This window comes from Streptomyces sp. NPDC041713 (genome assembly GCF_055591085.1).
Genome location: NZ_JBVIZY010000013.1, coordinates 42,429 through 64,820, shown reverse-complemented (window position 1 = coordinate 64,820; position 22,392 = coordinate 42,429). Strand labels below are relative to the sequence as shown.

Below are 22,392 nucleotides of genomic sequence, written 5' to 3'. Positions count from 1 at the left end.
GCGGGTCCCTTCAGACGGACGCGGCGGTGGGGAACTGGACGGGCAGAGCGGTCAGCGCGCGGTGGAAGGGTCCGGGGCGCCAGACCAGGTCCTCGGGGGCGGTGGCGAGATCCATCTCGGGCAGCGCGTCGAGCAGGTGGGTGATGGCCGTCTCGGCGATGAGATACGCGTGCGGCCGGGCGGGGCAGGCGTGCGGTCCCGTGCTCCACGACAGGTGGGCGCGGTTGCTGGCGATGCGCTGGTCCCCGAGGGCGGGGTCGTTGTTGCAGCCGGCCATGGAGATGACGACCGGCTGGTGCGCGGGCAGCAGGAATCCGTCGACGTCGACGGGGTGCGGCGGGTAGCTGATGCAGTAGTTGGCCAGCGGCGGGTCGGTGTAGAGCACCGTGTCGAGCGCTTCGCGGACCGAGGAGCCGCCCGCGTGCAGGTCGCCGGAGAACTGGTCGTCGGTGAGGATCCGCAGGACCGTGTTGGCGATGAGGTTGGTCAGCGGTTCGATGCCGGCGCCGTAGAGCGTGACGAGCTGGTGGGCCATCTCCACATCGTCGAGGGCCGCCGTGTGCGCGAGGAGCCGGGATGTGACGTCGTCGCCGGGCCGGCGCTGCCGCAGGGCCACCAGGTCGGCGACGGCCTGCGAGAGGATCTGGTTGCCGCTGGCCGCGTCCACACCCTCGAAGATCTTCGCCATGCCGTCGGCGATCCGGCGGCCCATCTCGTCCGGGCAGCCGAGCAGGGCGCTCAGGACGCGGAAGGCGATGGGCCAGGCGTACTGGGTGAGCAGGTCGGCGCCCTCGGCGTCGCGGAACTCGGCGATGGTCGCGTCGGCCACCTGCTCGACGACCGTGCGCAGCGCGTGCTGGTCCACGCCGTCGATCGCGGCGGTGTTCGCCGAGCGGTAGCGGGTGTGCGCGGGGCCCGCCGAGCGCAGCGCGTTGGGGCGGTACTCCATCATCGGGCGGACCGGGCAGCTCTCGGGGACGGACTGCTCCCACGTGCGCGGGTCGGCGGGGAACCGCAACGGGTCGTTGAGGATGCGCCGGGCCTGGGCGTATCCGATGACGAGGGTCGCCGGGACGTCGGGGATGAGGTCCACCGGGACGAACGGGCCGTACGTGGCCCGCATCCGCGCGTAGGCGGCGTGCGGGTCGGCCGCGAACTCGGCTTCGTACAGGGCGACCCGGTGCTCGGGGGTCGCGTCGGTCGTGGTCGGGCTGGTCACGGGCGGGGCTCCAAGACGGGTGCGTGCAGGTCGGACAGGTACTCGCAGAGGGTGATCAGGGCCAGGACGCTGGAGGTGCCCTCACGGGCGTCACAGGTCGTCAGCGGCGTGTGCGCGTCCAGGTCGAGGGCCTGGCGGATCTCGCCGAGGTCGTAGCGGGGTGCCCCGTCGAAGAGGTTGACCGCCACCGCGTACGGGGTGCCCTGTTCCTCGTGCAGCGCGAGGATCTCGAAGGACGCCTCCAGGTTGCGGGTGTCGACCAGGACCAGCGCGCCGAGCGCCCCCTCGGTCAGCCCCGCCCACATGGGGCGGAACCTGCCCTGGCCGGGGGTGCCGAAGAGGTAGAGCACGAGGGCGTCGCTGAGGTGCAGGCGCCCGAAGTCCATGCCGACGGTCGTGGTGGTCTTGCGCGGGGTGCGCGCCAGGTCGTCGACGCCCGCGCTGGCCTGGGTGATCCGCTCCTCCATGCGCAGCGGCGGGATCTGGGAGGCGCTGCCGACGAACGTCGTCTTGCCGACGCCGAAGCTCCCGGAGATCACGATCTTCGCGGACCGGGTGACGCCGGGTGGCACATAGATGAGGCCGTCAGACGAGGGCGCGGAGACCACGCAGTACCTCCTGGAGCAGATCGGTTTGGGGTTGGTCGTCACCGGCGGCGACCGGGCGGGCCAGCAGGCCCTCGTCGATGAGGGAGGAGACGAGGATGCGCACCGTGGAGGGAGGGAACTCCAGGGCGGCCGCGATGTCCGCGACCGCCAGTCCGCCGCCCTGGGCGTGGGTGAACAGGCCCATGACGCGCCGGGCGTCCGCGCCCAGGCCCTCGGTCGGGCCGCTCGCGGCGAGCACCACGGTCTCCAGGCGCACGTCCGGGTCGGCGCGGACCCGCCCGTCGGTACGGACGTAGGGTCTGACCAGGTCCGGGTCTCGCCGCGGCCCGCTCACGTCGTCGGCAGGCCGAGACCGGAAGGCTGCCGCGGGGCGACCTTCATCTCATGGCCGACGCGCTGCGCCAGCTCCAGCATGTGATGGGTGATCAGGCCGATGTCCGCGTCGGGGCCCGTGGTCTGCACCGACAGCATGGTGTTGCCGCCGGCCTGGGTGATCAGGCCCACGTGGTTGGTGAGTTCGATCAGGGCCTGCCGGGTGCCCCCGCCGCCGGTCTCCTCGTCGTAGGCGAGGGCGGCGGCCCGTACGGCCGCGGTGATCGCGGCGAACTTCTCCGCGTCGTCCTGTCCGATCCCGGCCGTACGGGAGTGCAGCAGACCGTCGGAGCTCATCAGCACCGCGTGCCGGACGCCGTCGAGGGACCCCAGTGACTGGTCCAGCAGCCAGCCAAGTTCGTTGCCGGTGGTCACGGTCAGGCTCCTTCGTGCGGGGTGGTCGGGTCTTCGGTACGGGCGCTGCGCGTCCCCTTGGCCCAGGCGGCGGCGATCGAGGGGCGGCCCGGCGCGGCCTGGCCGTCGGCGGCCGGGGTGCGGGCCGCCGGTGCCCGGCCGGCCGGCGGGGCGCCCGCGGTCGCCCGCGAACGGACCGTCAGTCCGCTGGCGGTGGTGCGCCGTGCGGGGGCCGGCTCGGCGGCCGGAGCCGGGGCCTGGGCCTGGGTCGGGGCGGGCGCCGGGACGGACCGGGGGGCGGGCGTCGGCGCCGACGCCGTCAGCAGGCTCTTGGGGATGAACATGTAGACACGGGTGCCGCCGAACGGGTTCGGGGCCTCCAGGTCGATGCGGAACCCGTAGTCGCCGGCGAGGGCGGCGGCCGCCCGCAGGCCGGTCTGCGGGTGCGCGCCGAGCTGGTTGATGTCGTCGCGCTGGTCGCCCGTCAGGATGCGCCGGGCCCAGGTCAGTTGCTCCTCGTTCATGCGCAGTCCGGCGTCGTCCACGATGACCGAGACGCCGTGGTGGCCCTCCTGGAAGGCCACGTGCACCCGGGCGGAGGACGGCGAGTAGCGGACCGCGTTGTCCAGGAGCACCGCCAGGGCGTGGACGATGGGTCCGACCGCCCGGCTGGTCACCGTGACACCGAGTTCCTGGTGCTCGACCCGCTCGTACTCCTCGATGCTGCCCATGGCCGCCCGCACCACGTCGGTCAGCGGGGTGGCGGGCCACCGGCGCGACAGCTTGCCGCCGGACAGGACCACGTAGTTCTGGGCGACGAGCAGCATCTGCTGGGTGGGGTGGTCGATGCCGACCAGCGTCTCGTACGCCTCGTCGCCCTCGTGCCGCCGTACGCCCTGGCTGACCCGCTGGCTCAGCTTGGAGGCCATGCCGACCATCGCGGAGGAGACGGCACGGACGGCCGCACGGGTGGACTCCTCGGCGGCCTGCCGGGCGCGGGCGCCCTCCTCGGCCGCGGCTTCGCGTGCCTCGGTGACCTGGGCGGTCATGGTGGCCTGGGTGTCGTACTGGGCCTTGCGCACGGTGTGCGCGGCGGAGTCGGCGAGCTGCGCGAGCCGCCCCGCGAGCGCCGTGTCGGCCAGGGCTTCGGGGAGTTCGATGTCGACGCCGTGGCCGGTGCCCTGGCGCTCGGCCTCGGCGCCGAGGCGGGGGATCACGCCCTCGGCGAGCTGCGCCAGTACGGCCTCGGTGGCGCGCTGCCGGACGGCGATCTCCTCGGCCTGGGCACGGAGGCGGCCGCTGGTGGCGCGCTCACCGCGGTACTGGTCCCAGAACCGCCAGGCGGCACCGCCGGCGGCCAGGGCCAGAACCGAGGGCACCACGCTGGTGGCCTGTATCAGGTCTGTCATCACGTCCTCTACAGGTGTCAAAGGGGGCGAGGCGGCTGGTGCCGCCGGCTGGACGGGGTGACTGCGGCGGGAGCGGGCGGGCCGCGGTGCGGCCGCCCGTCCGTCCGGGGTGGCGCGTGGGTCGCGCGCGATCGGCGGGGGGGGGGGATCCGCCGCGGCGCGGTCCCGCGCCGGCTAGGGGAGGTGCCGCACGGGTGGGCGGCGGAGGACGCCGTGGGCCCGGGGACGGGGCGTCGCGGGGGCGCCGCGCCGGTGGGCGCGTCGGGGCAGCCCGCGAGGCCCGACCTGTCTGACCGTACGCATCAGCACTTCTGGCTTCCCTCGGTTCACGACGAGCTTGCATGGCACACTTTCGGCCAACTGGCATCGGAAAGAAGCCAGTTGGTTACGGCTCGTCAACGATATCTTGTCGTGTCCACCGCCCGAGGCCGCGCGTCCGTTTATCCGTCGGTGAAATAGCCGGAAAGCGCTGGGAACCGCGTCCACCGGCCCGACGAGTCGGCCGGAATCAGCCGCTCCGGGCCGTCCGGTTCCTCAGCTCATCTGGCGCCGCACCAGCTCGTGCAGCCGGCCGCCCGTGTCCGCCAACAGTTGCGCGGGCGGGCCCTGTTGGACGACGCGGCCCTCCGACATCACGATCACCCGGTCGGCGTCCATGACGGTGGAGAGGCGGTGGGCGATCACGACGCGGGTGGCGTTCAGGGCGCGGGTGCTGTCGATGACCGTGCGCTGCGTCTCGTTGTCCAGGGCGCTCGTCGCCTCGTCGAAGAAGAGGACGCGGGGGCGGCGGATCAGCGCCTGGGCGATCATCAGGCGCTGGCGCTGGCCGCCGGAGACCGCTCCGCCGCCGGAGATCATCGTGTGCAGGCCCATCGGCATGCGCTTGATGTCCTCGGCGAGGCCCGCCATCGCGGCGGCCTCCCACGCCTCCTCCTGGGTGAACGACTCGGCGCCGCAGATGCAGTCCAGGATCGAGCCGGTGAGCGGCTGCGCGTTCTGCAGGACGACGCCGCACTGGCGGCGCACCGCCGACTGGTCCAGGGCCGACAGGTCCTGGCCGTCGTAGAGGACGCTGCCCGAGACCGGCTCGTCGAAGCCGATCAGCAGGCGCAGGAGCGTCGACTTGCCGCAGCCGCTGGGGCCGACGACCGCCACGAACTCGCCCGGCCGGATGGCCAGCGACACGTCGTCGAGGACCAGCGGGCCGTCGTCGGTGTAGCGGAAGGACAGGGAGCGGGCCTCGATCTCGCCCTGCAGCTCGCCCGGCTGGGTGCTGCCCGCGCGCACCTCCGGCGCCTCGTCGAGGACGGGCTTGATCTGTTCGAACATCGGGAGCACCGCGGCCGCCGAGATGAGCGCTCCGGTCAGCTGGGTGACGGAGGTCAGGAGCATGGTCACGGCGGTGGAGAAGGTGAGGAACTCGCCTGCGGTCAGGCTGCCCCGGGCCGGGCCCGCGAGCAGGACGAACATGACGAGCGTGCAGAGCGGCAGATAGACGGAGTTGAGGACGGTCGTGAGGTTCTTGACGCGGCCGGCCCGCTGCTGCAGCTCCCTGCTGCGCGCGAACTCCCCCGCCCAGGCCGCGTACGCGAAGCTCTCCGCCCCGGCCACCCGGAGCTTGGGCAGGCCGCGCAGGGTCTGGAACGCCTGGTTGTTGAGCTTGTTGCCGAGCTCCACGAGCCGCCGCTGCCAGCGCAGTTCCCACAGCCCGAGAGAGAGGAACACGGCGGCGATGACGGCCAGCATGCCGAGCGCGGCCAGCGCCAGCGGGACGCTGTAGACCATGAGCAGGACCAGGTTCATCGCGCCCACCGAACCGGCCTGCAGCGCCACGGGGCCGATCCCCGAGAGGACCCGGCGGATGGCGCTGACCCCCATGGCCGCGCTCGCCAGCTCGCCGGTCGAACGGGACGCGAAGAAGCGGGTGGGAAGCCGCAACAGGCGGTCCCAGACGGCGGGTTGCAGGGCGCTCTCCATGCGGCCCTCCATCCGCAGGACGGTGAGGTTCTGCAGCAGCATGAACGCCGCGGAGACGATGCTGGTGATCATGACGGCCAGGGAGACCTGGACGATGAGGCTCTTCTCTGCGTTCGGCACGAACACCCCGAGCACCTGCCCCGTCGCGATCGGCACCAGGGCGCCGATCGCGACCGTCACCAGACCGGCGAGCACGAGGTTGCGCACGTCGCCGCCGGTGCCCCGCAGGCTGAAGCGGAACAGCCGCCACGGCGTCAACGGCCGGTCGGGCAGCGGCCGGTAGAACATGACGGCCTGTGGTTCGAACTCGTCGGCGTTGGAGGCGTCGACGCGGGTGCGCCGCCCGGACGTGGGGTGCACCGACTCGTAACCGCCGCGCCGCCACAGCAGTGCGACCGGCGCGCCGCTCGCGGCACGGTGCCCGACCAGCGGGCCCGCGTTCTCGCGCCACCACCGGCCGTCGAGCCGGACGGCGCGGCTGCGGACCCGTGAGGCCACCGCCACCTGCTCCACCGGATCGATGCGCTCGCTCACCGCGCCGCCCGCCGACGGGCCGGCCAGGGTGATGCCCGCCGCCTCGGCGACCAGTCGGCACGCGGCGTACGTCGCGTCGTGTCCCGCGGCCTCCGCGCGCCGCGGGCCACGCCTGCCGGAGCGGCCGATGGAGGCGATCAGGGTCCGGTCGGCCTGCTCGCGGACGCTCTCGCCCGCCTTGATGCCGGCCGCCGTACGGTCCTCGTGGGCCCGCTCCAGGCGTTCGATCCAGCGGTCGAGGGTGGCGAGCAGCCGGTACTGCTGGTTGACCATCCGCTGCCACATGGCGGCGTCGACGAGCAGGTCGCCGGCGGCCTCCGCGCTGTAGGCGGACCCGTACTGCACGCTGCCCGGCGCCACCGGCATCCAGAGGATGTCGTCGTCGGCCACCACCTCGTCGCCCACGGTGCGGCCGTCCAGCGGCGCCTCGAACAGGACTCGGTGGCCGCGGCCGATGCCGAGCGCGAAGGCGTGCTCCAGGATGCTGAGGGCGGCGTCCTGGGTGTCGTACTGGCTGGGGTGCTGCTGCTCGTACGACCAGGTGTCGCCGTAGTCGGGGCGGTACAGCTCGCGCAGCGGGACGCGGCGCAGCACGCAGCCCTGCAGGGGGCGGCCGACGAGGGTGTGCTGCGGGCCCTCGACCGGGCCGAGGAGCAGGGTGCCGGGTTCCAGGCGGCCGAGGTAGTGCCAGTGGCCCTGCTGCACGGCGTCGACGGCGAACAGGTCGAGGGCCCCGGCCACCACGAGCCACAGCACCTGCGGGCCCTCCAGGTGCACGCTGCGCAGCCCCGCGCAGTCCACCGGTGTGCCGAGGGCGCCGAACGCGGCGGCGACCGTGTCGGCCGTGTCGTGGGAGTATCCGTGGCTCTCCGGTGGCGAGGTCACCTCAGTGCTCCTTGACCAGGTCGGCGTAGGGACCGCCGGCGGCGACGAGGTGCTCGTGGCGTCCCCGCTCCACGACCTGGCCGTGGTCCAGGACGACGATCTCGTCGCTGTCGCGCACGGTGCTCAGGCGGTGGGCGATGACGACGCAGGCGCAGCCGCGGCGGCGCAGGTTGTCGATGATGACCTGCTCGGTCTCGGCGTCCAGGGCGCTGGTGACCTCGTCGAGGACGAGGATGCTCGGGCGGCGGACCAGGGCGCGGGCGATCTCCAGGCGCTGGCGCTGCCCGCCGGAGAAGTTCTGCCCGTCCTGCTCGACGCGGCCGTGGATGCCGCCGGGTCTGCGGGCCACCACCTCGTACAGGCAGGCGTCTTTGAGGGCGGCCACCACGGCGTCGTCGGTGATCGAGGGGTCCCAGAGGGCGACGTTGTCGCGGACGGTGCCCTCGAAGAGGAAGACATCCTGGTCGACGAAGGAGACGGAGGCGGCGAGCGCGCCGCGCGGGATGTCCTCCAGGCGCTGCCCGTCGATGCGGATCGTGCCCTCCCAGGGGCTGTAGAGCCCCGAGATCAGCCGGGAGACCGTCGACTTGCCGCTGCCCGAGCCGCCGACGAGCGCCACCTGCTGTCCTGGTCCGACCGACAGCGAGAAGCCGGTCAGGAGCGGCTTGTCGAGGGGGCTGTAGCCGAAGGTGATGTCCTCCAGGGTGACGTGACCCTTGAGGCGGCGGGTGCTCGCGGCCGGTTCGGGGCGGGAGTACAGCGTGTCGACGGGGAAGTTCTCGACGTCCTTGAGGCGGGCGACGTCGGCGGCGAAGTCCTGGATGCGTCCGGCGACGCCGTTGAGGCGGGTGATCGGTGCGGTGAAGCGGGTGACCAGCGCCTGGAAGGCGACGAGCAGACCGATGGAGAGGTGGCCCTCGACCGCGCGCAGGCCGCCGATCCACAGGATCAGGGCGCTGTTCAGGGTGGCCAGGGTCGGCGCGACCACCCCGAGCCAGGCGCTCGGCACGCCGAGGCGCTGCTGCTCCTCCAGGGTGGTGGCGTGCTGCCCGGCCCAGCGCCGGAAGTAGCCGTTCTCGCCGCCGGTGGCCTTCATGGTCTCGATCAACTGCAGGCCGGTGTACGAGGTGTTGGTGAGCTTGGCGCTGTCCGCGCGGAGCTTCTGGGTGCCGGTGGCGCGCAGCCGGATGACGACGCGCATCGCCACGATGTTCAGCAGGGCGATGCCGACGCCGACGAGGGTGAGCTGCGGATCGTACGTCCACAGCAGCGCCGCGTAGAGCAGCACGACGACGCCGTCGACGCCGGCGGCCGTGAGGTCGCGGGCCAGGGTCTCGGCGACGGCGTCGTTGGAGGCGAGGCGCTGCACCAGGTCGGCGGGGCTGCGCTGGGCGTAGAACGTGACGGGCAGGCGCAGCAGATGGCGCAGGAAGCGGGCGCTGCCGAGGGTGGAGGAGATGATGCGGCCGCGCAGCAGGTTCGCCTGTTGCAGCCAGGTCAGCACCACGGTGAGCGCCACCATCGCGCCCATCGAGGTGAACAGCGCACCGAGGAGCGAGGTCTGATGGCCGACCAGGAACAGGTCGATGTACGTCCGGCTCAGCGCGGGCAGCGCCGCGCCGACGGCCACGAGCAGCAGGCTGGCCAGGAGTGCGGCGAGCATCGTGCCGGTGGTGCCGCGCAGCCGGGCCGGTAGGGCCTTCATGACGCCGGGCCTGCGGCCGCCGGGGCGGAAGTCCTCGCCCGGTTCGAGGACCAGGACGACGCCGGTGAAGCTGGTGTCGAAGTCCTCCGCGGGCACGAAGCGGCGGCCCTTGTCCGGGTCGTTGATGTAGACGCCGCGGCGGCCGAGGCGGCGCCCCGTGCCGTCGTACACGACGTAGTGGTTGAACTCCCAGAACAGGATCGCGGGCGCCTTGACCTCGGCGAGCGCGGCGGGCTCCATCTGCATGCCCTTGGCCGTGAGGCCGTAACTGCGGGCCGCCTTCAGGACGTTGCTGGCCCGTGAGCCGTCGCGGGAGACGCCGCAGGCGATGCGCAGCTCCTCCAGCGGGACGTGGCGTCCGTGGTGGGCGAGGACCATGGCGAGGGCGGCGGCGCCGCACTCCACGGCCTCCATCTGCAGGACGGTGGGGGTGCGGACGGTGCCGGGGCGGCTGCCCTTGGAGGCGGGGCGGGGCGGCGGCTTGCGGCGGCCGCGTCGCTGGGGTTCGGGGCGGTGCCTGCGGCGTCCGCCGGGGGGCGGGAGTTGCTGCTGGTGGGCCGGGGAGGGGTGCGGTGCGCTCACGGGAACAGCCAATCGATCGGGTGCTGCTCGGCGAGGTGCAGGGCGCCGGTGGCCGGTGTCATGGAGGCGGGCGTGAAGGGCGGTCCGCCGGCGGTGGACCAGGCGTAACCGGACTTGTTCGCCGCGGACTTCTCCAGTCGTACGAGCACGGCCACGGGTGGCCCGTCCTTCGTGAACTGCCCGGCCAGGTCCTTGTCGCCGAGGAAGCCGGTGATCTTCTGCCGGGTCTGCGCGGCCCGGCCGACGGCCTTCACGCGTCCGCGCAGGGTGCCGTACTCCTGGCTGGGCACGGATTGGACGGTGAGGTCGACCTGAGCGCCGACGGGGACGCCGGCCGCGCTGTCGGCGGGTACGTAGAGCATGGCGAGGAGCGGGTCGTCGGCGCCCGCGACGCGTTCCAGGGTCGCGACGTCGGCGCCGGTGGTGACCACGGTGCCGATCCTGGCGACGAGTGCGGTCACCCGGCCCGCGGCGATGGCGCGCACGACCTTGTCGCCGCGCTCGGTACGGACCTTGAGGACGGGGGCGCCCGCGGACAGGCGTTTGCCCTCTTCGGCGAGGACCGCGGTCACCTGTCCGGTGACGGGGCTCTGCAGGACGTAACTGCCCTGGCCGTGGGTGAGGATGCCGGGCGCCCGGAGCGTCGAGGCGACCGATCCGGTCACCGCCCAGACGCCCGCGGCGGCCATGACCACGAGGGTGACGGCGAGGACGAGCAGGCCCTGGGGGCGGGCGTAGCGCACCGGCAGGTCGAGTTCCTCGGGCGACTGCAGCTTGGACAGGGCCTGTTGGCGGAACTGCACGGAACGCTTCCCTTACTGAGACTGGAGCAACTGTGCCTGGGGCAACGGCGCTTGGGGCAACGGTGCCTGAGCGTCCGTGAGCCCCGGAACCTGAGGTTCCGGGGCTCACGCATCATGGCGTCTCGGTGAGCGGGAGGCTCAGAGACCGGCGGTCAGGCCGGAGGCCAGGCCGGTGACGGCGCCGGTGTTGAGGCCGGTGACACCCTCGACCGTGTCGACGACGCCGCCGACGACGCCCGAGACGGGGGCGATGGAGTCGACGGTGCTGGTGACGTTGCTCGTGACGCCGGCGACGAGGCCACCGGAGACGTTGTCGAGGTCAGCGTCGGAAATCTCGAGGGTCTCGACCTGGGGGGTGTTGTTCATGGTGTGAGCTGCCCTTCTCATGAATGTTGCAAAGGTGTTTCCAACTCCGCGGAACTCGGGGGGCGAATTCCGCGTCGGCCAGGATCAAAGCACGTTCGCAGCTCGTACATCCAATCGACGTCACGCCCCCCGGTCACGGTTGCGGCGTTGAATCACCGCTGCGTGCAGGCGATTTCACCGCGTGGCGGCAGCTCCTTCACAAGATTCACAGAAGGAAATCAAGGAAGCGGAGCGACTCCCTCCAACAAAACGGACACTCCGTCCTGAAAGAGCCGACCCGATGGTTCGTGCATCGAAATTCCGGGGCCTCGCGGACGGAATTCCGTGACCGGGGTGCACATTCGATGTGCAGGTTCATTGAAGGCGTGCTCAATCGTGACCGAAGGGGACAGGGAGGGACACGCCGTATTCGCCCGCGGCGACTTCCGGGCCCTGCACGCCCCTTGGCTCGGCACCGCCCGTGCCCAACACTGAGCCGATGACGCAGCGCGTGGAACTCGCCGCCGTGATGGACCGGTTGGCCATCGATGCCCTCATCACCGAGTACGCGGTGACCGTCGACGACGGCGACTGGGACGCCTACCGGCGGCTCTTCGCCCCCGGAGGCAACGCCGACTACCGCTCCGCGGGCGGCATCGAGGGAGGGGCCGAGGAGATTTCCGCGTGGCTCGCCGAGACGATGCGGATGTTCCCCATGCGCCAGCACCTGATCACCAACCGCAGGCTGGAGTTCGGCACGCTGGAGCAGGACACCGGCGACACGGCACGGGTCCAGGCCGACTACGTGAACCCCATGCGGTTCGCCGAGCGCCCCGGCGCCGCCCCCACCTCCGCCTCCTCCCCCGCCTCCGCCTCCTCCCCCGCCTCCGCCTCCACCTCCGCCTCCGCCTCGGGGGAGCCGTCCACGGCACCGGACTTCGTCTGCGGCGGCCGCTACGCCTTCACGGTCCTGCGCACGCACACGGGCTGGCGGCTGCGCCGGGTGGTCGTCACGGAGAAGTGGCGCCAGTTGGCCGGTGAGCAGCGACGCCGGGAGCCGGCCTCCGACGCGTGACGCCCCCTCACCCCGGCCCCCGCTCCCACTCCCGCCCACTGTCCTAGATCGTCCGGGGCGCGCACACTGGAGGCACGGCCGGCATCGAGGCACGACCGGTTCGGGGACCGAGGGAGCACTGCATGGATCTGTACGGCGACGACCGCTGGGAGCGGCACGGGCGGCGCGCCGCGCGGATGCTCGCCTCGGGCCGGTGGCGCGGTGTCGTCGCCGTGGCGGCCGGTGCGCTGCCCGCCCTGGCCTTCCCCGCACCGTCGTTGTGGTGGTTCGGGTACGTGGCGCTGGCGCCCTGGATGCTGCTGGCCGCGTCGGCCCCGACCGGCCGGATCGCCGCCCGCGACGGCTGGCTCGGCGGCCTCGGCTTCATGGTGGCCGTGCACCACTGGCTGCTGCCGAGCCTGCACGTGTTCACGGTCGTCATAGCCGCGCTGCTCGGCCTGTTGTGGGCGCCCTGGGGGTGGCTCGTACGACGGTTCATCGGCGGGGCGCCGACGTCCTGGCGGCGTGCCGCTGCCGCGCTCGTGGTGCTGCCGTCGGCCTGGCTGATGGTCGAGTTGGTCAGGTCCTGGCAGGGGCTCGGCGGGCCGTGGGGCCTGCTCGGGTCCAGCCAGTGGCAGGTGGCGCCCGCGCTGCGGCTCGCGTCGGTGGGCGGGGTGTGGCTGGTCAGCGCGGCGGTCGTGGTCGTGAACACGGGGGTCGCGCTGCTGGTCGTCGCCGTGCGCGCCTCGACGTCCCGGACGGCGCTGCGGACGCCGACGTCACTCCTGACCGTGTCCGCGTCGCCGTGGCTCGCGGGGTCCCGGTCCGTCCCTGCCCGCCCGCGCTCGGCCGTGCCGGGCCCGCGTCCGGCCACCCTGCCCGTGACCGGACCGGCCGGGGTCCGGGGCTTCTCGTCCCTCTCCCTCGGCACCGCCTCCGCGGCGACCGTCCCCGCCGTCGCGGGCATCCTCGCCGTGGCGGCCGCCGCCACGGCCGCGTGGGCGTGGGCGCCGCGCCCCGAGGCCGCGGGACGCACCCGGATCGCCGTCGTGCAGCCCGGCGTCATCGACGGCGTCAAGGGCCCCGAGCGGCGGCTGGCCCGTGAGGAGGAGCTGACCCGCACGCTGGCGGGCCGGGACCTCGACCTCGTCGTCTGGGGCGAGAGCAGCGTCGGCTTCGACCTGGCCGACCGGCCGGACGTGGCGCGCCGGATCGCCGCGCTCTCCCGGGAGGTCGGCGCGGACATCCTGGTGAACGTCGACGCGCGCCGCTCCGACCGGCCCGGCATATACAAGAGTTCCGTCCTGGTGGGACCGGACGGTCCGACCGGCGACCGCTACGACAAGATGCGACTCGTGCCCTTCGGCGAGTACATACCGGCGCGCTCCCTGCTCGGCTGGGCCACGTCGGTCGGCAAGGCGGCGGGCGAGGACCGCAGGCGCGGCGACCGGCGGGTGGTGATGGACGTCGGACGCGATCTGCGGATCGGCCCGCTGGTCTGCTTCGAGTCGGCGTTCCCCGACATGAGCCGCCGCCTCACCCGCGACGGCGCCCAGGTGCTCCTCGCGCAGTCGGCCACCTCGTCCTTCCAGCACAGCTGGGCGCCCCCGCAGCACGCCTCGCTCGCCGCCGTGCGGGCCGCCGAGTCGGGGCGCCCGATGGTGCACGCCACGCTCACCGGCGTCTCCGCCGTCTACGGCCCGGACGGCTCCCGGGTCGGCTCGTGGCTCGGCACGTCGGCGAGCGCCGCGGCGGTGTACGACGTCCCGCTGGCCACCGGCACCACGGCGTACGTCAGATGGGGCGACTGGCCGGTGCACGGCGCGCTCATGGTCCTCGTGGCCCTGTGCGCGGCCGAGGGGGCGCGGGCCCTCAGGCGGCCTGCTCCTGGGCTGCTCGGACCACCCGTTCGCACAGTTCATGGGTCGCCAGTGCGTCCCGGGCGCTGAGCACCTCGCCGGCGCGCACCGCGTCGAGGAAGGCGAGGACGACCTGCTCGATGCCGCGCTGACGGGCAACCGGCACCCAGTCGCCGCGCCGCCGCACGCTGGGCTGGCCCTTGTGGTCGACGACGTCGGCGAGGTTGCACACCTGCCGCTTGGTGTCCTGGCCGGAGACCTCCAGGATCTCCTCGGTGGAGCCGCTGAGCCGGTTCATCATGCCTACCGCGGTGAACCCGTCGCCGGCGAGCTGCAGCACGACGTGCTCCATGAGGCCGTCGACGACACGGGCGCGCACGCCGACGTGGTCGACCGGTCCCGGCGCGAGGAAGCGCAGCGTGTCGACGACGTGGATAAAGTCGTCCAGGACCAGGGTGCGCGGGTCCTCGGGCAGGCCGACGCGGTTCTTCTGCAGGAGGATCAGCTCGCGCGGGTGCTCGACGCACTGGGCGACGGCGGGCGCGTGGCGCCGGTTGAAGCCGACGGCGAGGCTGACGCCACGCTCTTCCGCGAGGTCCACGAGACGCTCGGAGTCGGCGAGTTCGTACGCGAGGGGCTTGTCGACGTAGGTCGGGACGCCCGCCTCCAGGAGCCGGGTGACGATCTCCGGGTGCACGGTGGTCGGCGCGTGCACGAAGGCGGCGTCGAGGCCCTGGGCGAGCAGCGCGTCCAGGTCGGTGTGGCAGCGGGAGTCCGGGATGTGGTGGGCGGCCGCGACCTCGGCGAGGGTGGCCGGCGTGCGCGTCTGCAGGTGCAGTTCGACGCCGGGCTGCGTGGTGAGCACGGGGAGGTACGCCTTCCGCGCGATGTCGCCGAGTCCGATGCAGCCGACCTTCAGGGCCCGCTTTCCGCTGGTGTCCACCGGTTTGACCTCGTCATTCGTCTTTTGCGCGGAGCTATGGTCTTCTCACGCAACTCTGCCATGTGCGGTGCGGGCCGTGCCGCGCGGGCCGAGCGTCGGCGGGAAGCGGGCGGATCGTCGGCCCGCGCGCGTCCTTCCCCGGCCCTCCCGGTGGTTCCCGTGACCCGGCGCGTTCCCGTTCCGCGTTCCAGTTCCGCGTTCCAGGCACCCGATGTTTCCCCAGTTCAGAGGCCATTCCCGCATTCCAGCGTCCCCAAGTCACCGACTTTCCTGGCCGTCGGGACGGCTCTGCCCACAAGCTCGATCCGTGCCCATCGGGGACCTCTCCGCGCCCCACAGCGAGACCACCACCGCATGGGGCGAGCCGGATGAGCCCGGCCTCGGGCACGGCTCAGCAGCAACGACATTGGAGTTCGCAGATGCTTCGCAAGCGCTCACGTCTGATCGCCGCACCCGTCGCGGCCGTCGCCCTGACCCTGACGGTCGCCGGCTACCAGGCCAGCGCGGCCGGATCAGCAGACTCGAACGGCGCCGGATCCGCCGCCGCGGCGGCCCGGGCGACCGGCGCGTGTCTGGCCGACGCCACGACACTGGTCGGCGACCTCGACGGTGACGGCAACCCGGACAAGATCGCGAACCCCGGGCACACCGGCACCAAGATGACCGTCCAGTGGGGCACCGCGAGCGGCACCTTCGGCGCCAAGCAGTCCGTCGGCAAGCTGCTCGGCGCCAAGCGGGGAGAGGTCGCCACCGCCGCCGTCGCCGATTTTCGGCACGACGGCACCCTGGACATGGTCGTCGACATCGTCGAGCCGTCCGGCGTGGACGACCCCAACACCGCGCGCGTCGCCGACTTCCGCCCCGGCCCGCTCAAGCGCGCCGATCTCGGCTCGGCCCACGCCCGCCACCTGGACATCGGTGACGCCCGCGAGGTCAAGGAGGCGCGGATCGCCGACTACGACGGCGACGCCTACCCCGACCTCGCGCTCCTCAGCAACGCCGGTGACGGCGTGTGGGAGCGCGAGGTACGCCTGTCCGCGCAGGGCGACGGCCCCGGAAGCTACGACCAGGACGCCCAGCAGAAGTACGGCGAGACGGGCACCCCGGCCGAGCCGCCGGCCATGCCCGCCGACGGCTGGAAGCACTTCTTCACGTCCTGCTCCTGACCGCGTCGTCGCGCGCACCGCGTCGCCGCGCGAATCGCGAGGCCGTGCGCACCTCGTACCTCAGGACCACCTGACCGCCGGGCGCCGCCCACCCCCGTTACAGGGCGGCGCCCGGCTCACAGAAGTAAGGAAGATCCCTTGCCCAGCCCGTCCCCGGCCGTCCTGACCGCCCCCGTCTCCGCGACGGCCGCTCTCCCCGCGCCCGCCGCACCGCCCGTACCGAGGACGAACCGGGTACGGGTCTCCGTCAGCGCCCCCGATCCGATCAGCCGCGAGGGTGTCCTCAGCCAGCTGCGCCGGCACCCGGAGGTCGAACTGTGCGAGGACTCGGGTCCCGCCACGGTCGCCCTGATCATCGAGGACCAGCTCGACGACGCCGCGCTCACCCGGCTGCGCCGCACCGTGCGCAGCGAGGGTGCCCGCGCCGTCCTCATCGCGGGTTCGGTCCGCGAGCACGAACTCCTCGACGTCATCGAGTGCGGGGTCGGCGCCATCGTCTGGCGCCGCGAAGCCACCGCCCAGCGTCTGGTGCACGCCGTGCTCACCGCGGCGAAGGGTGGCGGCGAGCTGCCCGCCGACCTGCTGGGCCAGCTCATCGGCCAGGTGCGGCGGCTGCACCGGGGCGGCGACGAGCAGCCGGGGTTCTTCCTGAGCTTCACCAAGCGCGAGGTGGACGTCGTCCGGCTGGTCGCCGAGGGGTTCGACACCTCGGAGATCGCGACGAAGCTCTCGTACTCCGAACGCACCGTCAAGAACGTGATGCACGGCCTCACCACCCGCCTTCACCTGCGCAACCGGGCGCACGTCGTGGCGTACGCGCTGCGCGAGGGCTACATCTGAGATGCCCCGTTCCGAAGCCGTCCGTCTGCACGCCCTCCCGTGGTTCCGGCTCTCCGCGCTGACGACGGGGGCCGGACCGTGAGCGTCTCCTTCCTCGACGAGGACCACTTCGCCCCCTTCCCCGCGGCCGGCCGGCCGCGGGGCGCCGGCGTTCCCGGGCAGAGCCCCCTCGCGCCCGGCCGCGGGCACGTCCGCCGGATCCTGCCCTCGTTGGACTGGCACGACCTGGTCCTGCCCGCCGCGCCCCTCGCCCGGCTGCACGACCTCACCCTGCGGGCCCGCCTCGGCGCCCGCGGGGTCCTCGGGCTGTTCGCGGGCGGGCCCGGCACCGGCAAGACCCTGTCCGCCGAGGTGATCGCCGCGGACCTCGGCGTGGAGCTCCACGTGGTCCGGCCGCAGAACCGCCCCGCGGACCACCTCGACGGGTCGCACCTCGAACGGATTCTCGCGGAGGCCGAGCGCACGGACGCGGTGCTCCTCTTCCATGACGCCGACGTCCTGCCGCGCCTGGCCTCGTTCGACGGCGTCGCGCTGCTGTCCACGACGAGCCGCGCCGCCCTGGACGACGGCGCCGTCCACCGCATCGGCCAGGTGGTCGACTTCCCCTTCCCGGAAGCGGAGCAGCGCCTCGCGCTGTGGCGGCACGGCCTCGCCCACGTACCGCACGCCGAAGACCTCGATGTCGGCCTGCTCGCCCGGGAGTTCGAGCTGGCCGGCGGCGCGATCCGTCGGGCGGTGGCCACCGCCGCGTACCGCGCGGCCGGCCGCAACGAGCCGGTCGGGGCGGACGATCTGCTGGCGGGTGCCCGCCGGGAGTACGACCGCGCGTACGACAGGGCCCGCCGCCGCCCGGCGAGGCCCGCCGTCAGACCGTGAGCCGCACCGCCTCCAGCGGCAGGTTCAACTCCATGGGCGATCCGTGGTACTTGAACTGCCCGGGGTCGGTGCACACCTCCCCCAGCCACTGCTTGTCCTGTACGTACGCGTCGCTGCACACGGCACCGTCGAAGACCTTGTAGGTGAACCCCTCCAGGGCGGGGTCGGCCTCCTCGGTGCTACCGAAGTACATGTCCTTGCCGTCGTCCGCGTTCGACCACGGGATCTCCTCGCGCCAGCCCTCCCCCACGAAGGCGCCGGTGCCGGTGACGCCCTGGGTGTTGGTCACCGCGATGTTGAGGGACTTGATGGGCGTGCCCTGTCCGGCCTCGCCCGCCTCCTCGCCGTCGCAGACGGGGTCCTGCCAGCTGTCGCCGACGTAGGCGCGGTAGCAGATGTGGCGGTCCTCGTTGCCCTCGGAGAGCTCGCGCACGGCGTCGGCTGCGGTCTTCTCCTCGGGTTGCTTCTCCTCGCCGCCGCCTCCGCCGTCGCCGTTCGCGTCGCCGTCGCCGTCCCCTTCGGGCTTCGCGGGCGGCTCCTCGGACTTCTCGGGGGCGGGCGGCGCCTCCTCCTTGGGCGGGGGCGGGCTGTCCGGCTTGAGCTTTCCGCCCTGTTCCAGCTTCTCCTGTGCCTGGGTGCGCATCTGTGGCCGGTTCGTCATCCAGATCGCCACGAACGCGATCGTCAGCGCGAGGAGCACGCTGACCACGGCGGCCAGCCACCCCGGCAGCACCCCGCGCTGGACGAACGTACCGTCCACGGGGAGCGGTTCGCTGCCCGAGCGCCGCACGGCCACCGAGTAGGGGTGCTCCTGCTTGGAGCCGAACCAGGTGATCTGCCGGGGCCGCAGCGTCGCCTTCACGAACGCGGCCCGGCCCGGCTCGATCTGGACGTTGCCGGGCTGCAGGTCGTACGAGATCCGGTCGCCGGTGTCGCTGCCGCTGAGCGACGCGGTCACCTGGGTGTTGCCGAGGTTGTCCACGGCCAGCTGCGGCCGCCCGCGGAACCAGCCCTTCACCGTCGGCGGCACCATTTCGGCGCGCACCTCGGTGAAGGGGGTGACGGTGACGTTCCCCTCCGCCACGACGACGGCGCTGCGGTGTTCCGCCGGCGTGATCCGCAGCGCGTACGGGTGGGGGCCCGCGACCGCGTCCGGCGTGCGCGGCGGCGCGAACGTCACCTCCACCGTGCCGGTGGTCCCCGGATAGAGCCGCAGCAGGGGCGGCTCCACTCTGGCCCACGGGGCGAGATCCCCGACCGGTTCGAAGCGGTACTCGTCCACGATGTCACCGGTGTTGCGCACCCGCAGCCGCACGGTGGTGCTGCTGCCGGGGTCGACGGTCGAGGAGGCAGGTTCCAGGGAGGTCCAAAGGCTCACGCCTCGACCGTAGAAGGCCGCGATCACCCCGTCAGGAGACCGTGGGGCAGACCCCGTTGCCCCGAGGGGCGGACCCGCTGCCCGCAGAAGCGACCGGCTCTGCCGGCGCCCGTCGGCCTACTGGGCGTTCGAGGCGCAAGAGGCCTGCGGGGGACGCCAGTTCGTGATGGCGGAGAAGCTGCGCAGTACGGAACCCGGGGCGATCCTCGCCGCCGTCGAGACCAAGGTGTTGCGCGCCGCGATCATCGGGGCCGAGGTCAGGTGGGTGACGCGGGCGGCGCGCGCCGCCCTGCGGACGATGTCCGTGGTGCGCGGAACCCGTGCCGCGCTGTACGCGGCGAGCCCCGCGCCGAGGTCGGCGCCCGGGGCCGCGTGGTGGGCGAGGACGACGGCGTCTTCGATCGCCTGGTTGCCGCCCTGGCCGAGGCTCGGCGTCATGGCGTGCGCGGCGTCGCCGACCAGGGCGACGCGGCCCCGGTGGTGTGCGGCGAGGGGCGCCGTCAGATGACGGACGTCGTTGCGCAGGATGTCCTCGTCCCGCACGGCGGCGAGCAGCCGGGGAATCGGGTCGTGCCAGTCGCCGAACCGCCGCTCCAGTTCGGCCTTCTCGCTGTCGGGCGCCCGGCCGCCCTCGGGCAGCCGCGCGGTGCAGTACGCGTACACCCGGCCGTCCTTGAGCGGCTGCGTGCCCCATACCCCGCCGCGGCCCCATGTCTCGTGCGGCGCGAAGGGCTCGGCGGGGGCGGGCACGACGAACCGCCATGCGGTGAAGCCCGCGTACACGGGCCGCGGATGGGCGGGGAAGAGGGCCGCGCGCACCGCGGAGTTGATGCCGTCGGCGCCCACGACGAGGTCCGCCTCGATGTCCCCGTCGTCGGTGCGGACCACGGCGCGCCGGGTGGCGGTGCCGGGATCCGCGAGGCGGGCCCGGACACCGGTGCGCAGCGCCTTCTCGGGCAGCACGGAGACCAGCAGGTCGACGAGGGTGGCGCGGTGCAGCATCACCAGGGCCCCGCCGTGCGCCGCCTCGGCGTCGTCGGCGCGCGTGCGGACCAGCCAGCGGCCGTTCTGGGCCCGCATGCCGCCGTCGCCCTGCCAGGCGGCCAGGGCGCGCACCCGGTCGCCGAGGCCGAGGACGTCCAGGGCGCGCTGGCCGTTGGGCGCGAGTCCGATGCCGGAGCCCACCGGCTCCAGGGAGGCGGCGCGTTCGAGGACGGTGACGGACCATCCGGCCTCGTGCAGCCCGATGGCCGCGGTGAGCCCGCCGATGCCGCCGCCGATGACGACCGCGTGGGGTTGCTGGTTCATGGGTCCTCCTCCAACGTGCCGTGCCCGACGCGCCCTGCGGGAGGCGCCCCGCGAGACGCGCTCACTACAACTGTAGTAGGCGACGGAACGACCGTACTACATCCGTAGTGAAGGAGGTAGGGTTTCCGTCATGGCCGCACGCAGCACGGGAGCCCCCCGCACCGAACTCATCGCCGACGCCGCCCTCGCCCTGCTCGCCGAGCGCGGCATGCGCGGCCTCACCCACCGCGCCGTCGACGAGGCGGCGGGGCTGCCGCAGGGCTCCACGTCCAACCACGCGCGCACCCGGCTCGCCCTCCTGGAGACGGCGGTACGGCGGCTGGCCGAACGCGAGGCGGAGGTGCTGAACCCCGCCGAGATGCCGGCCCCGGCGGCCGGCCGCGACCAGCTGGCCGCGGGTCTGGCCCTCGCCCTGCACCGCTATCTGACCGGCGACCACCGCCGCCTGCTCGTCGCGCGCTACGAACTGGCGCTGGAGGCGACCCGCAGGCCGGAGCTGCGCGCCTACTACGACGCGGCGGGCGCCCAGTTCCGGCAGCCCCTGGAAGCCCTGCTCCGGGCCGCGGGGTCGGCCACCCCCGAGCTGCACACGCTCTCGCTGGTCGCGTGGTGCGACGGCCTGATGTTCTCGTGCGTGGCGGGGTCGTACCACTCCACGGTGCCGACCCGGGAGGAGCTCCGCCGGGGAGTGGGGGAGCTGCTGCGGGGGATGCTGGACGACTGAGCCCAGCCGCGCCGGGCGCGGCACGGCCCCGCCTCTCCGGGTGGCGAGGATCGCCGCCGGCCCCGGCCTGTTCGGCCCCGCCCTGTTCGGTCCCGCCCTCAGCGCTCGGCCCGAACCCACGCCGGCTCCCTCCCCGGCACCCGCCCCGACGCCCGCCCAGCGGGTCCACGTCGGCCTCCCCGCCCAGCGGGTCCACGTCGGCCTCCCCGCCCTCACCCGTGCGGGGCAACCTCACCCTCTTCGTACGCCAACGTGGGCCGGACGCAGCAGAGTTGCGCGGGTGCATCGATCGACCACCACCGCGCTCCTCGTCTCCGTCGCCGTCTCGGCCACCGTCGCGGCCACCGCCTCCGGGTGTGTGAGCGTCGAGCGTCCGACGAGGTCGGGGGCCGCCGCGGCCACCGCCTCACCTCCCGCACCCCGCGCCGACGGAAGCGGCCGCCCGCGCGTGGTGCAGGCCCCGGCCCGCGAGGCCCTGGAACGCATGGACCCGCCCCGGGGCCCCGTCCACCGCACCGCAGCGACCCCCGAAGCCGCACCGGCGGCCCACGCCCCCGCTCCCGGCCACCACCCGCCGTCCCCGCCCCCACCTCCGGCACCGGCGCGCAAGCCCCCCGCGCCCCGCCCGGACGCGGGCGCCACCCGCCCCGCACCAAAGACGACCCCCGCCGTGTCGGGCGCCGACGTGTGCGCGCTCGGCGAGGCGTACGGGAACTGGCACCCCGACAGCCCGCAGGCCGTCATCTGCCGCAAGACATACGGACGTTGACCCGCGCGACCTCGGCACGGGACCCCCTCCCACACCCCAGCCCCACAGCCCAGCCCCGCCTCCCCTACTCCACCTCGCTGCCCTCCCCCACCTCACCCTCAAGGCGCGAGATGGCCTGCTTGATGCCCCGCCCGTAGCCGTCGTCCTCCAGCGCTCCCACCGCGCCGCGCGCCCGGCGCAGATGGCTGCGGGCCGCTTCCGGGCGGCCGAGCTTCACGTAGTCGGCGGCGAGGTTGAGGTGCAGGGAGGGGTAGAACCCGCGCACCGCGAGGGACCCGTGGTGCTCGGTGAGCCGCGTGTCGGTGAGCCGGGCGCCGGTGAGCTCGTCGGCCGCCGACAACGCCCGCAGGTCCCACGCCAGTTCGTCGGAGGGGTCGAGCTGGGTGTCCGCCATGTAGTGCGCGAGCGTGCAGCGGTGCAGCGGGTCGCCGTCCTCGCCGATCTCCCCCCACAGGCCGAGGAAGCGGTCCTGCGCCTCCTCGCGGTCGCCGCCGTGGTGCAGCATGACCGCCTGCCCGATCCGGGTCATCATCGCGTCTTCCGCCGTGTGCTCCTGCTGCTCCGTCACCGGGTCCTCCGTGGTCGTACGGCCATCGCCCCCTCCCCCACGACGCTAGCCGCCCCCGCCGACAATCACGGTCAGGCTCGGTCGGGGGCGGGGCGCTCACGCGTGACGCTGGGC

The 22,392-nt window shown here is 73.4% G+C and carries 19 protein-coding genes and 1 pseudogene; 7 read left to right on the top strand and 13 right to left on the bottom strand.

The features are described from left to right. Positions 1-10 precede the first annotated feature (10 nt). The 9 genes from ACZ6CV_RS30860 to ACZ6CV_RS30820 form a co-directional block, all read right to left on the bottom strand. On the bottom strand, positions 11-1,219 hold the full coding sequence (locus tag ACZ6CV_RS30860) for a cytochrome P450 (RefSeq protein ID WP_469254303.1): 1,209 nt from the start codon (positions 1,217-1,219) through the stop codon (positions 11-13). Further along, the gene (locus ACZ6CV_RS30855; protein ID WP_469254301.1) at positions 1,216-1,827 is read right to left on the bottom strand and encodes a GTP-binding protein; all 612 of its coding nucleotides are present in this window, start codon (positions 1,825-1,827) and stop codon (positions 1,216-1,218) included. Before ACZ6CV_RS30855 ends, ACZ6CV_RS30860 begins: the two co-directional genes overlap by 4 nt. Beyond that, on the bottom strand, positions 1,805-2,161 hold the full coding sequence (locus ACZ6CV_RS30850) for a DUF742 domain-containing protein (protein ID WP_355814953.1): 357 nt from the start codon (positions 2,159-2,161) through the stop codon (positions 1,805-1,807). The genes ACZ6CV_RS30855 and ACZ6CV_RS30850 overlap by 23 nt, the downstream gene beginning before the upstream one ends. After that, positions 2,158-2,574 (bottom strand): roadblock/LC7 domain-containing protein, encoded by a 417-nt coding sequence (locus ACZ6CV_RS30845; RefSeq protein ID WP_362370573.1) that lies wholly within the window; start codon positions 2,572-2,574, stop codon positions 2,158-2,160. The genes ACZ6CV_RS30850 and ACZ6CV_RS30845 overlap by 4 nt, the downstream gene beginning before the upstream one ends. A 2-nt stretch (positions 2,575-2,576) precedes the next feature. After that, the gene (locus ACZ6CV_RS30840) at positions 2,577-3,962 is read right to left on the bottom strand and encodes an ATP-binding protein (protein WP_469254299.1); all 1,386 of its coding nucleotides are present in this window, start codon (positions 3,960-3,962) and stop codon (positions 2,577-2,579) included. A gap of 534 nt (positions 3,963-4,496) precedes the next feature. Next, a complete protein-coding gene (locus ACZ6CV_RS30835; protein ID WP_469254297.1) occupies positions 4,497-7,358 on the bottom strand; it encodes an NHLP bacteriocin export ABC transporter permease/ATPase subunit in 2,862 nt (953 codons plus the stop codon). 1 nt (position 7,359) lies between these two features. Further along, the gene (locus ACZ6CV_RS30830) at positions 7,360-9,645 is read right to left on the bottom strand and encodes an NHLP family bacteriocin export ABC transporter peptidase/permease/ATPase subunit (protein ID WP_469254296.1); all 2,286 of its coding nucleotides are present in this window, start codon (positions 9,643-9,645) and stop codon (positions 7,360-7,362) included. Then, positions 9,642-10,448, bottom strand: a complete 807-nt coding sequence (locus tag ACZ6CV_RS30825) for a hypothetical protein (protein WP_469254294.1) — start codon at positions 10,446-10,448, stop codon at positions 9,642-9,644. The genes ACZ6CV_RS30830 and ACZ6CV_RS30825 overlap by 4 nt, the downstream gene beginning before the upstream one ends. Before the next feature lie 138 nt (positions 10,449-10,586). After that, the gene (locus ACZ6CV_RS30820) at positions 10,587-10,814 is read right to left on the bottom strand and encodes a type A2 lantipeptide (RefSeq protein WP_362370584.1); all 228 of its coding nucleotides are present in this window, start codon (positions 10,812-10,814) and stop codon (positions 10,587-10,589) included. Positions 10,815-11,292: 478 nt separating this feature from the next. Here ACZ6CV_RS30820 and ACZ6CV_RS30815 point away from each other — a divergent pair, with 478 nt between their 5' ends. Both ACZ6CV_RS30815 and lnt read left to right on the top strand, forming a co-directional pair. After that, on the top strand, positions 11,293-11,868 hold the full coding sequence (locus ACZ6CV_RS30815) for a nuclear transport factor 2 family protein (protein WP_469254292.1): 576 nt from the start codon (positions 11,293-11,295) through the stop codon (positions 11,866-11,868). Positions 11,869-12,044: 176 nt separating this feature from the next. Next, the gene (gene lnt, locus ACZ6CV_RS30810) at positions 12,045-13,796 is read left to right on the top strand and encodes an apolipoprotein N-acyltransferase (protein WP_469254490.1); all 1,752 of its coding nucleotides are present in this window, start codon (positions 12,045-12,047) and stop codon (positions 13,794-13,796) included. Here lnt and ACZ6CV_RS30805 read toward each other — a convergent pair. Continuing rightward, positions 13,720-14,625, bottom strand: a complete 906-nt coding sequence (locus ACZ6CV_RS30805; protein ID WP_469254488.1) for a Gfo/Idh/MocA family protein — start codon at positions 14,623-14,625, stop codon at positions 13,720-13,722. The genes lnt and ACZ6CV_RS30805 overlap by 77 nt on opposite strands. Before the next feature lie 443 nt (positions 14,626-15,068). Here ACZ6CV_RS30805 and ACZ6CV_RS30800 point away from each other — a divergent pair, with 443 nt between their 5' ends. The 3 genes and pseudogenes from ACZ6CV_RS30800 to ACZ6CV_RS30790 form a co-directional block, all read left to right on the top strand. Then, complete coding sequence (locus ACZ6CV_RS30800) at positions 15,069-15,815, top strand: FG-GAP repeat domain-containing protein (RefSeq protein ID WP_469254290.1); 747 nt, start codon at positions 15,069-15,071, stop codon at positions 15,813-15,815. 138 nt (positions 15,816-15,953) lie between these two features. Further along, complete coding sequence (locus ACZ6CV_RS30795) at positions 15,954-16,655, top strand: helix-turn-helix transcriptional regulator (RefSeq protein WP_469254288.1); 702 nt, start codon at positions 15,954-15,956, stop codon at positions 16,653-16,655. A gap of 186 nt (positions 16,656-16,841) precedes the next feature. After that, positions 16,842-17,531 (top strand): annotated as a pseudogene (locus ACZ6CV_RS30790) (AAA family ATPase); the annotation flags it as partial. Here ACZ6CV_RS30790 and ACZ6CV_RS30785 read toward each other — a convergent pair. Together ACZ6CV_RS30785 and ACZ6CV_RS30780 are read right to left on the bottom strand one after the other, a co-directional pair. Beyond that, positions 17,521-18,909, bottom strand: a complete 1,389-nt coding sequence (locus tag ACZ6CV_RS30785; protein WP_469254287.1) for a hydrolase — start codon at positions 18,907-18,909, stop codon at positions 17,521-17,523. The pseudogene ACZ6CV_RS30790 and the gene ACZ6CV_RS30785 sit on opposite strands and share 11 nt — an antisense overlap. Positions 18,910-19,026: 117 nt before the next feature. After that, on the bottom strand, positions 19,027-20,217 hold the full coding sequence (locus tag ACZ6CV_RS30780) for an FAD-dependent monooxygenase (RefSeq protein WP_469254285.1): 1,191 nt from the start codon (positions 20,215-20,217) through the stop codon (positions 19,027-19,029). A 130-nt stretch (positions 20,218-20,347) separates the two neighbouring features. On the opposite strand from ACZ6CV_RS30780, the gene ACZ6CV_RS30775 reads away from it, so the two are divergent. After that, positions 20,348-20,941 carry a TetR/AcrR family transcriptional regulator gene (locus ACZ6CV_RS30775; protein WP_469254284.1) on the top strand — a complete coding sequence of 198 codons (594 nt, stop codon included), beginning with the start codon at positions 20,348-20,350 and terminating at the stop codon, positions 20,939-20,941. Positions 20,942-21,221: 280 nt separating this feature from the next. Further along, positions 21,222-21,710: a hypothetical protein gene (locus tag ACZ6CV_RS30770; protein ID WP_469254282.1), complete on the top strand. Its 489-nt coding sequence runs from the start codon at positions 21,222-21,224 to the stop codon at positions 21,708-21,710. A gap of 64 nt (positions 21,711-21,774) precedes the next feature. On the opposite strand, the gene ACZ6CV_RS30765 is transcribed toward ACZ6CV_RS30770, so the two are convergent. Next, a complete protein-coding gene (locus ACZ6CV_RS30765; protein WP_469254280.1) occupies positions 21,775-22,278 on the bottom strand; it encodes a hypothetical protein in 504 nt (167 codons plus the stop codon). Between the last annotated feature and the right edge of the window lie 114 nt (positions 22,279-22,392).